The sequence below is a fragment of the Klebsiella sp. 2680 genome (assembly GCF_900198535.1).
Classification (GTDB): domain Bacteria; phylum Pseudomonadota; class Gammaproteobacteria; order Enterobacterales; family Enterobacteriaceae; genus Klebsiella; species Klebsiella indica.
On record NZ_FZNJ01000003.1, the window covers coordinates 1 to 15,988 of the forward strand.

At 51.3% G+C, this 15,988-nt stretch carries 17 protein-coding genes and 1 other annotated feature; of the genes, 7 read left to right on the forward strand and 10 right to left on the reverse strand.

Features of this window, described 5'->3' with window-relative positions:
* Positions 1-417: 417 nt before the first annotated feature.
* The 3 genes from clpB to rluD form a co-directional block, all read right to left on the reverse strand.
* A complete protein-coding gene (gene clpB / locus FN037_RS13195) occupies positions 418-2,991 on the reverse strand; it encodes an ATP-dependent chaperone ClpB (RefSeq protein WP_142502436.1) in 2,574 nt (857 codons plus the stop codon).
* Positions 2,992-3,118: 127 nt separating this feature from the next.
* On the reverse strand, positions 3,119-3,850 hold the full coding sequence (gene yfiH / locus FN037_RS13200; RefSeq protein WP_138363085.1) for a purine nucleoside phosphorylase YfiH: 732 nt from the start codon (positions 3,848-3,850) through the stop codon (positions 3,119-3,121).
* Positions 3,847-4,827, reverse strand: coding sequence for a 23S rRNA pseudouridine(1911/1915/1917) synthase RluD (gene rluD, locus FN037_RS13205; protein ID WP_138363086.1), 981 nt, complete (start codon positions 4,825-4,827; stop codon positions 3,847-3,849). The genes yfiH and rluD overlap by 4 nt, the downstream gene beginning before the upstream one ends.
* Positions 4,828-4,958: 131 nt before the next feature.
* Between rluD and bamD the strand changes: the two genes are divergently transcribed.
* The 4 genes from bamD to pheA all read left to right on the forward strand — a co-directional run bounded on the left by bamD (position 4,959) and on the right by pheA (position 7,921).
* A complete protein-coding gene (gene bamD / locus FN037_RS13210; RefSeq protein WP_138363087.1) occupies positions 4,959-5,696 on the forward strand; it encodes an outer membrane protein assembly factor BamD in 738 nt (245 codons plus the stop codon).
* 468 nt (positions 5,697-6,164) lie between these two features.
* Entirely contained in the window at positions 6,165-6,500 is a 336-nt protein-coding gene (gene raiA / locus FN037_RS13215; protein WP_138363088.1) for a ribosome-associated translation inhibitor RaiA, read from the forward strand.
* A 105-nt stretch (positions 6,501-6,605) separates the two neighbouring features.
* Positions 6,606-6,730: a sequence feature (Phe leader region), on the forward strand.
* A complete protein-coding gene (gene pheL / locus FN037_RS13220; RefSeq protein ID WP_101706155.1) occupies positions 6,607-6,654 on the forward strand; it encodes a pheA operon leader peptide PheL in 48 nt (15 codons plus the stop codon). (Overlaps the previous feature by 48 nt.)
* 30 nt (positions 6,731-6,760) lie before the next feature.
* Positions 6,761-7,921: a bifunctional chorismate mutase/prephenate dehydratase gene (gene pheA / locus FN037_RS13225; RefSeq protein ID WP_142502437.1), complete on the forward strand. Its 1,161-nt coding sequence runs from the start codon at positions 6,761-6,763 to the stop codon at positions 7,919-7,921.
* Here pheA and FN037_RS13230 read toward each other — a convergent pair.
* The 3 genes from FN037_RS13230 to aroF all read right to left on the reverse strand — a co-directional run bounded on the left by FN037_RS13230 (position 7,918) and on the right by aroF (position 11,059).
* On the reverse strand, positions 7,918-8,790 hold the full coding sequence (locus FN037_RS13230; protein WP_142502438.1) for an SMP-30/gluconolactonase/LRE family protein: 873 nt from the start codon (positions 8,788-8,790) through the stop codon (positions 7,918-7,920). The two genes, pheA and FN037_RS13230, sit on opposite strands and share 4 nt — an antisense overlap.
* Positions 8,791-8,857: 67 nt before the next feature.
* Positions 8,858-9,979, reverse strand: a complete 1,122-nt coding sequence (gene tyrA / locus FN037_RS13235; RefSeq protein ID WP_138363091.1) for a bifunctional chorismate mutase/prephenate dehydrogenase — start codon at positions 9,977-9,979, stop codon at positions 8,858-8,860.
* Positions 9,980-9,988: 9 nt separating this feature from the next.
* Positions 9,989-11,059, reverse strand: coding sequence for a 3-deoxy-7-phosphoheptulonate synthase AroF (aroF, locus tag FN037_RS13240; RefSeq protein WP_138363092.1), 1,071 nt, complete (start codon positions 11,057-11,059; stop codon positions 9,989-9,991).
* A gap of 340 nt (positions 11,060-11,399) precedes the next feature.
* Here aroF and FN037_RS13245 point away from each other — a divergent pair, with 340 nt between their 5' ends.
* The 3 genes from FN037_RS13245 to FN037_RS13255 are packed head-to-tail and all read left to right on the forward strand — an operon-like array spanning position 11,400 to position 13,619.
* Positions 11,400-11,909, forward strand: a complete 510-nt coding sequence (locus FN037_RS13245) for a YfiR family protein (RefSeq protein WP_138363093.1) — start codon at positions 11,400-11,402, stop codon at positions 11,907-11,909.
* On the forward strand, positions 11,902-13,125 hold the full coding sequence (gene dgcN, locus FN037_RS13250) for a diguanylate cyclase DgcN (protein WP_138363094.1): 1,224 nt from the start codon (positions 11,902-11,904) through the stop codon (positions 13,123-13,125). Before FN037_RS13245 ends, dgcN begins: the two co-directional genes overlap by 8 nt.
* An 11-nt stretch (positions 13,126-13,136) precedes the next feature.
* Positions 13,137-13,619, forward strand: a complete 483-nt coding sequence (locus tag FN037_RS13255) for an OmpA family protein (protein WP_142502439.1) — start codon at positions 13,137-13,139, stop codon at positions 13,617-13,619.
* A gap of 167 nt (positions 13,620-13,786) precedes the next feature.
* Here the strand turns inward: FN037_RS13255 and rplS are convergent, their stop codons facing one another.
* The 4 genes from rplS to rpsP are packed head-to-tail and all read right to left on the reverse strand — an operon-like array spanning position 13,787 to position 15,808.
* Positions 13,787-14,134, reverse strand: a complete 348-nt coding sequence (rplS, locus tag FN037_RS13260) for a 50S ribosomal protein L19 (RefSeq protein WP_000065253.1) — start codon at positions 14,132-14,134, stop codon at positions 13,787-13,789.
* 44 nt (positions 14,135-14,178) lie between these two features.
* Positions 14,179-14,946 (reverse strand): tRNA (guanosine(37)-N1)-methyltransferase TrmD, encoded by a 768-nt coding sequence (trmD, locus tag FN037_RS13265; RefSeq protein WP_138363096.1) that lies wholly within the window; start codon positions 14,944-14,946, stop codon positions 14,179-14,181.
* 46 nt (positions 14,947-14,992) lie between these two features.
* The gene (gene rimM / locus FN037_RS13270; RefSeq protein ID WP_142502440.1) at positions 14,993-15,541 is read right to left on the reverse strand and encodes a ribosome maturation factor RimM; all 549 of its coding nucleotides are present in this window, start codon (positions 15,539-15,541) and stop codon (positions 14,993-14,995) included.
* A gap of 18 nt (positions 15,542-15,559) precedes the next feature.
* Entirely contained in the window at positions 15,560-15,808 is a 249-nt protein-coding gene (gene rpsP / locus FN037_RS13275) for a 30S ribosomal protein S16 (protein WP_138363098.1), read from the reverse strand.
* Positions 15,809-15,988: the final 180 nt, after the last annotated feature.

Sequence of the window (15,988 nt, forward strand, 5' to 3'; positions counted from 1 at the left end):
TCGTGAATTAAACTTCGTAATGAATTACGTGTTCACTCAGAGACTTGGTATTCATTTATTGTCCGAAGACATTAAGAATCCATGTCACTTTGAGTGCCCACACAGATTGTCTGATAAATTGTTAAAGAGCAGTTGCGACGCGCCTTAGCGCCTGTCGCGAGGTGGCGTATAATACGCTTTCCTCATTCAGAGTCAACCCTGTTTTTCAGAGCCTTCCCTGCTGACCCGGCGGCTTGTGCACCGTTGTTCCGTGTCAGTGGAGGCGCATTATAGGGAGTAATTCTGATGTGGCAAGGGGTATTTTAAAAAAAAAGCCCACCCGCTTATTTTTAAGCCAAAACACCCGTCAGAATTAAATTATTGCCTGGTTTTTAAGCAAAAACGAGCCCAATGGGTCCGTTTTTGCTGTTTTGTGATTTACTGCACTGCCACTATCCGATCGTTTTTCACAACTAATTGCACTTCTTTACCCGGGATAAGCTCACCAGAAAGAATTTGTTGCGCCAGCGGGTTTTCAATCTGCTGCTGGATAGCACGTTTCAGCGGACGTGCGCCATAAACCGGATCGTACCCGTTTTCACCTAACAGTTTCAGCGCATCATCAGACATGTGGACTTCATAACCACGCTCTTCCAGACGTTTATACAACCGTTGCAGTTGAATCTGCGCAATAGAAGCAATGTGTTTTTCACCCAATGGATGGAAGACGACAACTTCATCAATACGGTTGATAAACTCCGGACGGAAGTTCTGGCTAACCACACCCAGCACTATTTCTTTCATGTGGCTGTAATCCAACGAGCCAAAACGTTCCTGAATCAGATCGGACCCCAGGTTCGAAGTCATGATAACCACTGTATTACGGAAATCGACCGTTCTCCCCTGCCCGTCAGTCAAACGTCCATCGTCCAGTACCTGTAGCAGAATGTTGAACACATCCGGGTGCGCTTTTTCCACTTCATCCAGCAGGATGACGGAATAAGGACGACGACGAACCGCTTCAGTCAGATAGCCGCCTTCTTCATAGCCAACGTATCCCGGAGGAGCCCCGACAAGACGCGAAACGGAATGTTTCTCCATAAACTCGGACATGTCGATACGCACCATCGCATCGTCGCTGTCGAACATAAAGTTAGCTAGGGCTTTACAGAGCTCCGTTTTCCCCACCCCCGTAGGACCAAGGAACAGGAATGAGCCAATAGGACGATTGGGATCGGATAACCCGGCACGGCTACGGCGGATCGCATTCGATACCGCTTCCACCGCTTCGTTCTGCCCAATGACGCGGCTATGCAGGGCCTGCTCCATACGTAGCAGTTTCTCACGCTCACCTTCAAGCATTCTGGCTACCGGAATGCCGGTCCAGCGCGCCAGCACTTCTGCGATTTCCGCATCGGTGACTTTGTTACGCAACAGACGCATGGTCTTACCTTCAGACTGGGTAGCTGCTGCCAGCTGTTTTTCCAGTTCCGGGATCTTGCCATACTGTAGCTCTGACATCCGCCCCAGATCGCCAACACGACGCGCCTGCTCAATAGCGATTTTGGCCTGCTCCAGCTCAGCTTTAATCGTCTGGGTCCCGGAAAGCGAGGCTTTTTCCGCCTTCCACTCTTCTTCCAATACCGAATATTGACGTTCTTTATCCGCCAGCTCGTCATTGAGCATATCCAGTCGCTTGATACTGGCTTCATCCGACTCTTTCTTCAGCGCCTGCTGTTCCAGCTTGAGCTGGATAATACGGCGGTCAAGCCTGTCAAGTTCTTCCGGTTTAGAGTCAATCTGCATACGGATGCTGGATGCCGCTTCGTCGATCAGATCGATAGCTTTATCCGGCAACTGACGGTCGGCGATATAACGATGAGACAACGTGGCCGCCGCCACAATCGCCGGGTCAGTGATCTGCACATGGTGATGCAGTTCGTAGCGTTCCTTCAGGCCACGCAGGATGGCGATGGTATCTTCAACCGTCGGTTCGGCGACAAATACTTTCTGGAAACGACGTTCCAGCGCGGCATCTTTCTCAATATACTGACGATATTCGTCCAGCGTCGTGGCGCCCACGCAGTGCAGTTCCCCACGCGCCAGAGCCGGTTTCAGCATGTTCCCGGCATCCATCGCGCCGTCCGCTTTACCCGCTCCAACCATGGTGTGCAATTCATCGATAAACAGAATAACGTTACCTTCTTGCTTAGAGAGGTCGTTCAGCACGCCTTTTAAGCGCTCTTCAAATTCACCGCGGTACTTGGCGCCCGCAACCAGCGAGCCCATATCCAGCGCCAGCACCCGACGGCCCTTCAGCCCTTCCGGGACTTCGCCATTGACGATCCGCTGCGCCAGCCCTTCAACGATGGCCGTTTTACCTACCCCTGGCTCACCAATCAGCACCGGGTTATTTTTGGTACGACGCTGCAGAACCTGAATTGTACGCCGTATCTCTTCATCACGGCCAATCACCGGATCAAGCTTGCCCTGCTCGGCACGCTCGGTCAGATCGATGGTAAATTTTTTCAATGCCTGACGTTGGTCTTCGGCCCCCTGATCGTTCACGCTTTCACCTCCGCGCATTTGTTCAATCGCCTGACTCACACTGGCGGTTGTTGCCCCGGCGGATTTTAAAAGGTCGGTCAGCGTACCGCGTGATTCAAGCGCCGCCAGAACAAATAGCTCTGACGAAATAAAGTTGTCTTTTCTCTTTTGCGCCAGCTTGTCGCAAAGGTTCAGGATACGTACTAAATCCTGAGATGGCTGAACATCGCCACCAGTGCCTTCCACCTGTGGCAAACGGCTCAGCGCCTGTTCAATTTTGCTGTGTAATTCCCCGGCATTAATACCTGCCGAAGTTAATAATGGACGTACCGATCCCCCTTCCTGATTCAGCAAGGCGCTCATTAGATGAAGAGGTTCGATAAACTGGTTGTCGTGCCCAAGTGCAAGCGACTGGGCATCGGCAAGAGCAAGCTGGAATTTATTGGTAAGACGATCCAGACGCATAACTCCTCCCATAACAGGTCAAATTTGCTACTGGAGATTAAATGAGGTCATCCCTCAATTATTCAAGGTTAAAGACCTGAACTATGCAAAAATAAGTTTGCCTTCTGGATCGTCTTAGCTCGGCAGGTTATATCAGCCAGATAAAACTTGCCATACGACCTGTCGTTCTGTCGCGACGATAAGAGAAAAATTCATCCTTTTCGCTAAAGGTACAGCGATCGCCACCAAAAATTTGCGCCACGCCAACATTCGCCAGACGCTGACGGGCCAGATGGTAGATATCAGCAAAATACTTTTCACCCGCGGGACGAAATGCGCTTTCCGCCTGTAAATCCTTTGCCATAAAGGCTTCACGCACTTCGGGGCCAACTTCAAACGCATCCGGCCCAATAGCAGGCCCAAGCCAGGCCATAATATTTTCCGGCTTATCGGCAAAGCAGGCGACGGTTTCTTCCAGAACGCCTGCACATAAACCGCGCCAGCCGGCATGAGCCGCCGCGACTTCGGTACCTGCGCGATTACAAAACAGCACCGGCAGGCAATCGGCGGTCATCACCGCACATACTGTGCCTGGCACATTGCAGTATGAAGCATCCGCTCGCTTTGACGCATATGGCCCGCCATCGAGTTTCAACACGGCCGTGCCGTGAACCTGCTCCAGCCACACGGGGTATGACGGCAAGCCGCCAGCGGCAAACATGCGCCGACGATTCTCTTCTACGAGCTGCTGATTGTCTCCGCAATGAGCGCCAAGGTTGAGTGAAGCGTATGGCGACAGACTAACCCCGCCAACGCGCGTGGAACTACAGGCAGCCACGCCTTTCGGCATCGGCCATTGCGGTACAATCAGTTTAGTCATAGCCAGTCGATATCATCTTTGTGAGCGTCAAAATCGGCACGCATGGCGTCAATCAAATCAACCATATCCTGCGGGATGGGCGCATGCCATTCCATCTCAATGCCGCTGATCGGGTGGTATAAGCGCAACATCGTCGCATGCAGCGCCTGACGATCAAATTTACGCAACGCCGTAATAAACGCTTCCGACGCGCCTTTCGGCGGACGCGGACGCCCCCCGTAGACAGGATCGCCCACCAGCGGATGGGTGATGTGCGCCATATGCACGCGAATCTGGTGCGTACGGCCAGTTTCCAGACGCAAACGCAAACGCGTATGAATGCGAAAATGCTCCATAATCCGATAATGGGTCACCGCTGGTTTGCCCATTGGGTGCACAGCCATATGCGTACGCTTGGTCGGATGGCGGCTGATCGGCTCTTCAACCGTTCCGCCTGCGGTCATGTGACCAATTGCCACCGCTTCATACTCACGGGTGATTTCACGCAGTTGAAGAGACTCCACCAGCCGGGTTTGCGCCGGGATAGTTTTCGCTACCACCATCAACCCGGTGGTATCTTTATCCAGGCGGTGCACAATCCCCGCTCGCGGCACATCAGCAATAGCCGGATAGTAGTGCAACAGCGCATTCAGCACAGTACCGTCAGGATTGCCCGCGCCGGGATGGACAACTAAATCACGCGGTTTATTAATTACGAGGATGTCATCATCTTCATAAACGATATTGAGCGGAATATCCTGCGGCTGGAAACGAACCTCTTCTTCGATTTCAACATCGACAGAAACGGTCTCTCCCCCCAGTACTTTCTCTTTCGGCTTGTCGCTGACATTGCCGTTAACCAGCACTCTCTGGTCAAGGATCCATTCTTTTATGCGCGAACGCGAATAATCCGGGAACAATTCGGCCAAAGCCTGATCTAAGCGTTGACCGAGTTGGTTTTCGGATACCGTTGCGTTGAGTTGTACTCGTTGTGCCATATACAGCTTCTTCGTTTAACGTTGGGTTTTACGGCTTTGCCGTTTAATATAGTGTGCTATTGTAGCTGGTCTTAATCGGGAGCAGGAACCGAGATTCTCCCGCATAAACATTTTGAGGAAGTCAAAACGTCATGACGCGCATGAAATACCTGGTGGCAGCAGCCACACTGAGCCTGGCTTTGGTGGGTTGCTCTGGCTCAAAGGAAGAGGTGCCCGATAATCCGCCGAATGAGATCTACGCGACCGCTCAGCAAAAGCTGCAGGACGGTAACTGGAAACAGGCAATAACGCAACTGGAAGCGTTGGATAACCGTTATCCCTTCGGCCCTTATTCCCAACAGGTACAGTTGGATCTGATTTATGCATACTACAAAAATGCCGACCTGCCGCTGGCGCAGGCAGCCATCGATCGTTTTATGCGCCTGAACCCTACGCATCCTAACATTGATTACGTCATTTATATGCGTGGTTTGACAAATATGGCGCTGGATGACAGTGCGCTGCAGGGCTTCTTCGGTGTCGATCGCTCTGACCGCGACCCACAGCACGCGCGCGATGCCTTCAACGACTTCTCCAAACTGGTTCGTGGCTATCCAAACAGCCAGTACGCAACCGATGCCTACAAACGTATGGTCTATCTGAAAGATCGTCTGGCGAAGTACGAGCTGTCCGTCGTGAATTACTACACCGATCGCGGCGCATGGGTCGCGGTTGTCAACCGCGTAGAGGGTATGCTGCGTAACTATCCGGATACCCAGGCCACCCGTGATGCATTGCCGAAGATGGAAAATGCTTATCGCCAGATGCAAATGAATGCGGAGGCCGACAAGGTCGCGAAAATCATTGCGGCAAACAGCAAAAACACCTGATTCCGGTAAATAAGCCAAACGGCAGCCTTTTGGCTGCCGTTGAGGCTGATGACAAACCTGATTTAGATATTGTGCTCGCATTTCTGCCGGGTGGCGGCTATCGCTTTACCTGGCATGTAAAACCAATAATATCATCATGTTATGGGTTTTTCGTAGGCCCGCGCAAGCGAAGCGCCGCCGGGCAATTCCGGAAAAACGCACTTTGTCAGCAATCTGAACGGCAGCCTTTTGGCTGCCGTTTTTATGTGCATGTCAGCGTGAGCTGAAGCGGTTTAGTGCTGAGTTAACCCATCAAATATGGCCCTCTTTCCTGCGTTCGACAAGCAAAATCTCCCCCGTTCCTGTCCTGACTCACAAAACAAATTCGTTGACAAAAAGTGACAATAAAATGTGATTTAACTCACGATTTTTGACATTAGGCGCGGTATGCTGAATTCACCAAGACGGGCAAGACAAGAGGTAAAATTTATGACAATGAACATTACCAGTAAACAAATGGAAATTACTCCGGCAATTCGCCAACACGTCGCAGACCGTCTCGCCAAACTTGATAAATGGCAAACTCATTTAATTAACCCGCACATCATCTTGTCTAAGGAACCGCAGGGTTTTATCGCTGATGCAACTATCAATACGCCGAACGGCCATCTGGTTGCCAGCGCGCGGCACGAAGATATGTATGCCGCCATCAATGAATTGATCAACAAGCTGGAACGGCAGCTGAATAAAGTGCAACACAAAGGGGAAGCCCGCCGCGCCGTAACATCGGTGAAAGAGGCAGGCTTTGTGGAAGAAGAAGAGTAATCCTTAACTTAAGTTTGTGTAATGCAACGCGCCTTCGGGCGCGTTTTTTATTGACAGAGAGAAAACAGTGCAGGTACTGTAATCCCACTGACTCAAGGAATTCATCGTGAAATTGATCCCGTTTTTCTTCGCATTCTTTTTTACCTTCCCCTGAATGGGAGGCAATTCGTCGTGTGATAAAGAATGCGAAGACGAACAACAAGGCCTCCCACGCGGGAGGCCTTTTTTATTGATATTCGATAACAAGAAAGGCAACACATATGACCGAGGAAAACCCATTACTGGCCTTACGCGATAAGATAAGCGCTCTGGATGAAAAGCTGCTTGCGCTGCTGGCGGAACGCCGTAGCCTGGCCGTCGAGGTCGGTAAGGCCAAGCTGGCGTCGCATCGTCCGGTGCGCGATATCGACCGGGAGCGCGACCTGCTGGAACATCTGATGGCCCTGGGGAAAAACCACCATCTCGATGCGCATTACATTACGCGCCTGTTTCAGTTGATCATTGAAGACTCGGTTCTTACCCAACAAACCCTGCTACAACAGCACCTGAATAAAATTAATCCACACTCCGCACGCGTGGCGTTTCTTGGCCCCAAAGGTTCATACTCGCATCTTGCGGCCCGCCAGTATGCCGCCCGCCACTTCGAACAGTTTATCGAAAGCGGCTGTGCCAAGTTCGCCGATATCTTTGAGCAAGTGGAAACCGGGCAGGCTGACTATGCCGTCGTGCCGATTGAAAACACCAGCTCCGGCGGCATCAATGATGTTTACGACCTTCTGCAGCACACCAGCCTGTCTATCGTCGGCGAACTGACTCTGCCTATCGATCACTGCGTGCTGGTCTCAACATCAACCAATGCCCAGCAAATTACGACCGTCTACAGCCACCCGCAGCCGTTCCAGCAGTGTAGCCAGTATCTTAGCCGCTATCCGCACTGGAACATTGAGTATACCGACAGCACCTCCTCAGCAATGGAAAAAGTGGCGCAGGCTAACTCGCCGACCGTTGCCGCACTGGGCAGCGAAGCCGGCGGAGCGCTTCATGGCTTACAGGTGCTGGAACATTGCCTGGCTAACCAGGCACAAAACATCACCCGATTCCTGGTGCTGGCGCGCAAAGCGGTGGAGGTTTCCAGCCAGGTGCCGGCAAAAACCACGCTGCTGATGGCCACTGGTCAACAGGCCGGTGCGCTGGTAGAGGCGCTACTGGTATTGCGCAATCACAATCTGATCATGACCAAGCTGGAATCTCGCCCGATTCACGGCAATCCGTGGGAAGAGATGTTCTATCTGGATATTCAGGCCAATCTGCAATCAATAGCCATGCGCAAGGCGCTGAAAGAGCTGACCGAAATAACCCGCTCCATGAAAGTGCTGGGCTGCTACCCCAGCGAAAACGTGGTGCCGGTAGATCCGGTTTAACGTTCACGAAACGGCAATTTCTTCATTCCTGCCACAGAAACCGGCAGGGTGAAGATTGCCCCGGAAAGCGGATACTTCGCCACTTCATCGGCATCCATATTCTCCCGCGTGGTAGTGATATAAAGCGTTTTCATGTCTGCGCCGCCGAAACAGACCATCGTAGGGCAGCGAACGGGCAGACGATACTCTTCCAGTTGTTCGCCAGTTGCTGAAAAGCGTGCAACGCGCCAGCCATCAAACATCGCGATCCAGTAGCACCCTTCGCTATCAATAGCAGCGCCATCCGGGATCCCTTCTCCCGCAACGAAGCGATGTATAACCTCACGTTTACCAGGCTCCCCTTGCCCGTCCAGCGCAGTGCGATAAATAACGGCGTTCGGCGTATCCGAGGTGTACATCCAGCGCTTGTCTTCGCTAAATGCCAGACCGTTAGCGCCATGGATATCACACTGAATCACCCGTGGACTGAGGCTATTATCGATACGCATCAGGAGCGCGCCGTTAAAATCCCCCGGCCCCCAGAACGTCCCCGCGTAAAAGCGGCCATCACGATCGGTTCCACCATCATTAAAGCGCGCCAGTTGCGGATTACTGGGGTTATCGCAGACTTTTCGCTGCAGCAGACCATGCGCATCTGTGAGCCAGATAGCGCTGCGTAAAGCGACAATAAATCCCCCCTTTTCACGCAGCGCAAAACAGCCGACTTCTTCGGGAAATTGCAGTACCTGATGCTCGCCAGTATGCACATCATAGCGGTGAATCTCACACGCCATAATATCGGCCCAGTACAGTGCCTGTTCGCTTTCACTCCAGGTCGGGCATTCCGGCAAATACCCGGCATAATCAAACAGCGGTTGTGGTTCAGCCATGTTTTCATCCCTATAAAAAAAGCCAGCGGGTAACCCCTCTGGCTTTATTGTATACATGTTTTACGGCTTACTGCCGATTATCATTTGCCTGGCGCAGCAGCGTTCGGCTTTCGCTCTGGAAACGTTGGGCGTAATCGCCAAACCAGTGTTCAACCTTACGGAAGCTATCGATAAACGCCTGTTTGTCGCCCTGCTCAAGCAGACCAATCGCCTCCCCAAAACGCCGATAGTAACGCTTTATCAGCGCGAGGTTATTTTCCGAAGACATAATGATATCAGCATAGAGCTGCGGATCCTGGGCGAACAGTCGGCCAACCATCGCCAGCTCCAGACGATAAATAGGTGACGACAGCGCCAAAAGCTGCTCAATGCGCACATTCTCTTCCGCCAGATGCAGGCCATAGGCAAATGTCGCAAAGTGGCGCAGCGCCTGAATAAAGGCCATATTCTGATCGTGTTCGACGGCGCTGATACGATGCAGACGCGCTCCCCAGACCTGAATTTGCTCCAGAAACCACTGGTAAGCCTCCGGCTGACGACCATCGCAATACACGACTACCTGCTTCGCCAGGCTGCCGCTATCCGGACCAAACATCGGATGCAACCCCAGCACCGGCCCTTTATGCGCGGCCAGCATCGCCTGCAGCGGCTCTGCTTTAACAGAGGCCAAATCGACCAGAATACAGTCCGCAGGCAACGGTGGCAGTTGTGCAATCGTCGCCACCGTCTTGTGAATCGGTACGCTGACGATAACCATACCGGCATCCGCAACAATCGCCTCGGCCTGTGACCAGTCGTCTTTTTCCAGGATACGCACCTGGTACCCGGAAAGCGTCAGCATCTTCTCAAACAGACGCCCCATTTGCCCGCCACCGCCGACAATCACTACCGGACGCAGGGTCGGACACAGCGTCTTAAAGCCTTTATCATTTTCGCTGGAATAAGACTCACGCATCACGCGACGCAAAACATCTTCGATCAGGTCCGGCGGGACCCCAAGGGCAACAGCATCCTCACGCCGGGAAGCTAACATTGCGGATTCACGCTCCGGGACGTAAATCGGCAACCCAAACTGGCTTTTAACCTCTCCAACTTCCGCCACCAGTTCCAGCCGCTTTGCCAGCAATGCCAGCAGCGCCTTATCGACTTCATCTATTTGATCGCGTAACGCGGTCAGTTCAGCAACCATATGATCCTCTTACACCAGACGAGCCGCCAGATGGCCTCGCAGATCTTTATCAATTTCACGGAGCAACGCCTCGGTGGTTTCCCAACTGATGCATGCATCCGTTACGGAGACCCCATACTTCATATCGCAACGCGGTTGCTCAGAGGACTGGTTACCTTCATGGATATTGCTCTCAATCATCAGACCAATAATGGAACGATTACCATCTTTAATCTGTGCGACAACGGATTCTGCTACCGCAGGCTGGCGGCGAAAGTCTTTATTTGAATTCCCATGGCTGCAATCTACCATCAGCGAAGGCTTCAGTCCCGCCTGAATCATCTCTTTTTCGCATTCCGCGACATCTTGTGGGCCGTAGTTCGGTGCTTTACCACCGCGCAGAATAACATGACCGTTGGGATTGCCCTGGGTTTGCAGCAGGCAGACCTGCCCCGCCTGATTGATACCAACAAAACGGTGCGGCATGGCTGCGGCACGCATCGCGTTAATCGCCGTTGCAAGGCTGCCATCGGTACCGTTTTTGAAACCGACCGGCATTGACAGGCCAGAGGCCATCTCACGGTGAGTCTGGGATTCCGTGGTACGCGCACCAATTGCGGACCAGCTAAACAGATCGCCGAGATACTGGGGACTGTTCGGATCCAGCGCTTCTGTCGCCAATGGCAGCCCCATATTGACCAGATCAACCAGCAGATGACGGGCAATCTTCAAGCCACCTTCAACATCAAACGAGCCATCCATATGCGGATCGTTAATCAGCCCTTTCCAGCCAACGGTGGTACGGGGTTTCTCAAAATAGACGCGCATGACCAGATAGAGGCTATCGCTGACCTCTGCGGCAAGGGTTTTAAAACGACGAGCATATTCAACCGCGGCTTCAGGATCGTGAATTGAGCAAGGACCACACACCACCAACAGGCGCGGATCGCGACCCGAAATAATGTCTGAGATTGTCTTCCGGGACTGCGCGATCTGCGCTTCCTGCTCAACACTCAAGGGGAATTCGGCCTTCAACTGATCCGGCGTGATCAAAACCTGTTCGTCGGTAATGTGTACATTGTTCAGCGCGTCTTTTTGCATGATTGGATCCTGTATAGCTCGTTTGCGATAGTGATTTCCTCAGCGAGGAGGAGGTAACGATACCATACCAAGTAAAGATTTCAATCCATATTCCGTAAATTTTAATTTACACCAGCAATTTAGTCGCACAACACACTCTTTTTTAGTAAACATTAATTTACACCAAAGTGAATTCCTCTGGCATTCCCCACCCACCCTATCTTCCTTTACTAAAAATCCTGGCAGAAATTACCGTAAAGCCGCAGGCGTGGCTAATGACGGTTTTCACCGATAATGTTATTCTCCGCTCAGGTATCAGCAACCTGCATTCCCCACGCTATGACAACCTGACGGAACCGTAATGACCGTTCTTCACCGTCTCTTTTTGACTTTAGTATTATCTCTTGTGGGTCTCCCTGCTGTTGCCTCCGGGCCGTCTGAAAATGTTCGTACTATCGTTTCGGGCATTGTGTCTTACACACGCTGGCCACAGTTACCAGGCCCACCCAGACTCTGTATTTTTTCGACATCACGTTATATCCATAGCCTGGCTGAAGAATCTGTGGAAATGTTGCCTTATCACCCCGTGATTGTTCGTAACACTGACGAAGCCTTACAGACGATTTGCGATGGTTTTTATTTTGGCAGTGAATCACCAATACAACAGGCTGAATTTACGGCTAGATATGGAAATCGCCCCCTATTGCTTATTGCGGAACAAAATACCGATTGCTCTATTGGCAGTGCTTTTTGTCTGCGTATAAATAATGAGAGAGTCAGATTTTCCGTAAATCTGGATGTACTGACGCACAGCGGCGTTCGGGTTAATCCCGATGTACTGATGCTTGCCCGGAAAACATCGCATGAATAAGGATTTGTCTCAGGCCCCGCGCCCCACATTTAAACGAGCGCTACGCCGTATCAGCATGATTAGCGTGGTTATCTCTATGACTCTAATCTGGTTACTGCTGAGCACCGCATCGGTATTTACGCTCAAGCAATATGCGCAAAAAAACCTTGAGCTGACGGCTGCAACAATGGGACATAGTCTGGAAGCCGCACTTGTTTTTGGTGATAGTTCCGCGGCCCGGGATACGCTGGCCGAGCTGGGTAAACAGGGGCAATTCTCCAGGGCCGTTTTACTGGATAAGCAGCAAAGAGACTTCGCAGCATGGAATAACGATCATCTGGTCAGCCAGGAAAAAATCAGCGACACGATCAGTAAATGGTTATTCCCGGAACCCACAGTTCAACCGATCTGGCATCAAGGGAAAATTATCGGCGAACTCCGACTGACCGCGCTGGACAAACTGATAAGCCACTTTCTCGGCATCGCAATTGTGGTTTTAACCGGGAGTATTTTTTTCGCGTCCTGTATCGCATTACTCCTTACCCACTCGCTGCATCGCGGCATTGTGAGCGCATTGCAAAATATTACTGAAGTGGTACACGATATTCGCAAAAATCGTCATTTCTCCCGCCGGGTTCCCGAAGAACGCATTGAAGAATTTCACCTGTTTGCCCAGGATTTTAATAGCCTGCTGGGAGAAATGGAGGACTGGCAGCAACAACTACAGGCCAAAAATGCCCAGCTCCTGCGCAGTTCATTACTCGATCCGTTAACCGGACTGGCTAACAGAGCGGATTTTTGTAATGCCATTACTGCGTTGATGAAAGACAAAACCAGACATAATTGCTCTGCATTATTATTTCTTGATGGCGATAACTTCAAACGCATTAACGATAACTGGGGTCATGCGGCAGGGGACAACGTTTTAATCGACGTTGCCAGACGCCTGATGGCCTTTGTCGGCAAACAGCACCAGGCATGGCGTCTGGGGGGCGATGAGTTTGCCATTCTGCTGCGAGGCGTTCGCACTGAAGCCGAAGTTCAGGTGCTCTGCGATGCATTATCCGAGCAGTTTCTCCCGCCGTTTAATCTCCAAAACGGCCATACCGCCAGGCTGTCACTGAGTATTGGTTATGCGTTAACCTGGGAACACGACTGCGCAGAAACACTACAAGAGCTTGCCGATCAAAATATGTATCGGATGAAAAACCAGCGTTTACAGCAAACACAAAAATAAAAGGAGTCACAATGTTCGGGAAATATTTTGCTTCCGCGTTACTGGCCATACTGTTTCTCACCAGTTGCCAGGCCCCACAAGGTAAATTCTCTCCGGAGCAGATTGCAGCCATGAAATCATACGGCTTCACTGAGACCAACAGTGGCTGGTTATTAGGATTATCGGATGCCATTTTATTCGATAAAAACGACTACCATTTGCGCGCCGACAGTAAAACAAAAATTCATACGATGGCATCACGTCTGGCCGCCACGGGTATTACCCACAGTCGTCTGGAGGGGCATACTGACAATTACGGTGAGGATAGCTACAACGAAATGTTATCGCTTAAGCGTGCTGACAGCGTAGCGGATGCCTGGGCCGAAGGTGCAAATATCCCGCGAGCAAATTTGACTACGCGCGGACTCGGGAAAAAATACCCTATCGCCAGCAACGATACCGCAAAAGGGCGCGCAGAAAACCGCCGCGTCACGGTGATTATCAGTACACCTTAAACTCTTTAATCGCTTGATCTAACCTGTAAAAGGGTGTGCTGACTATCGTCTCTGCACATGGCGCGATATCGTCAGTAAGCCACACGCCATGAAGGATTCAGCTAACGGTAAAAAAAGGGCCAGCCTGCAGGCCAGCCCTTTTATTCAGGATGTCGCGAAAGCGAATCTTAGTTAAGACGCTCTTTAATACGAGCAGCCTTACCGGTACGCTCACGCAGGTAGTACAGTTTAGCTTTACGCACAGCACCACGACGTTTAACAGAAATGCTGTCAACAACCGGAGAGTGAGTCTGGAAGACACGCTCAACGCCTTCGCCGTTGGAAATTTTGCGAACAGTGAATGCAGAGTGCAGACCGCGGTTACGAATAGCGATAACCACGCCCTCGAATGCCTGCAGACGTTTTTTGGAACCTTCAACAACCCATACTTTCACTTCCACGGTATCACCCGGACGGAAGGAAGGTACGTCCTGCTTCATCTGCTCTTGTTCAAGTTGCTTAATAATGTTGCTCATAATTTAATCTCTTATCCTGGGTAAACTGATATATCGGGAGCGTATTACGCTTGCCCATCATGTTTATGTTGCTGTTGTGCGTGTTCCGTTTTGAACTCCGCCAGCAACCTTGCTTGCTCTTCAGTCAGAGCCAGGTTTTCCAAAAGTTCAGGTCTTCTAAGCCAGGTCCGGCCCAGCGACTGCTTCAGGCGCCAGCGACGTATCTCAGCATGGTTTCCCGACAACAACACCGACGGAACGTCCATACCTTCCAACACTTCAGGACGCGTATAGTGTGGACAATCCAGCAATCCATCAGCAAAAGAATCTTCAATTGCTGAAGCTTCATGACCCAGAACACCCGGTATAAACCGGGAAACGGAATCAATCAGCGTCATTGCCGGTAACTCTCCACCGCTGAGAACGTAATCGCCGATTGACCATTCTTCGTCAATCTCGGTCTGAATTACGCGCTCATCTACACCTTCGTAGCGACCACATACCAGAATCAGTTTCTGATTGCTTGCCAGCTCGCTGACGCCTGCTTGATCAAGCTTGCGCCCCTGAGGTGAAAGATAAATCACCTTTGCACCTTCACCTGCCGCGTCTTTTGCTGCATGAATGGCGTCCCGCAAGGGTTGCACCATCATTAACATCCCCGGCCCGCCGCCATATGGACGATCGTCCACGGTACGGTGCCGATCATGCGCGAAGTCACGAGGACTCCAGCTCTGGATGTTCAGCAGGCCATTTTTTACTGCCCGGCCAGTTACCCCGTAATCGGTAATTGCGCGAAACATTTCAGGAAACAGGCTAACGATACCTATAAACACAAGCCAATCCCCATAGTGCCGTTTTGTTACCGTTTATCCGGAGAATTTAAAAACCAGGATCCCAGTCTACTTCGATTGTACGAGTAGTGAGATCGACTTTCTTGATAACCTGCCCATCGAGGAACGGAACCAACCGCTCCTTGATACCAAATGCATCTTTCAGGTTTGCCTTGATGACGAGAACGTCATTAGACCCGGTTTCCATCATATCGACGACTTTACCGAGGCTATAGCCTCCAGTGGTTACTACCTGGCAGCCCATCAGGTCTTTCCAGTAATAATCACCCTCTTCCAGCGCAGGCAACTGCGAAGAATCCACGACAATTTCGCAATTGGTCAATAGATTCGCGGCATCGCGATCATCAACGCCTTTCAGCTTGATGATGATATCCTGATTGTGGTGACGCCAGCTTTCCAGCTCAACGACCTGCCACTGACCCGCCTTCTGGATTACCCAGGGCTGATAGTCAAAAATGCTTTCGGCGTCTTCGGTGGAGGAAAACACTCTGAGCCAACCACGGATACCGTAGGAAGAACCCATCTTGCCCAATACAATCGGATCAACAGGTGCTTGTGCGGTGTGTTGCTTGCTCATCATGACCACCGTGACAGATTAAGCTGCTTTGTTAGCGGCTTTGATCAGCGCAGCTACGCGATCGGAAACGGTCGCGCCCTGGCCAACCCAGTGAGCGATACGATCCAGATTCAGACGAGTGCCTTCTTCGTTCGCAGAAGCGATTGGGTTGAAGAAGCCAACGCGCTCAATAAAGCGACCGTTGCGTGCATTACGGCTGTCGGTAACAACAACCTGGTAGAACGGACGCTTTTTCGCGCCGTGACGTGCTAAACGAATAGTTACCATAACATCCTCTTGTGTGAATAAAACAACCGGGCCCCATCGAGGAACGGAGCCCGGCGTCATATTAAAAGCCCGAAAATTTTACTGATTTCTGTGCAAAAATCAATTCAAAACTACATACGCTAAATAATTCGAGTTGCAGGAAGGCGGCAAGTGAGTAAATCCCCGGGAGCGTACACAAGT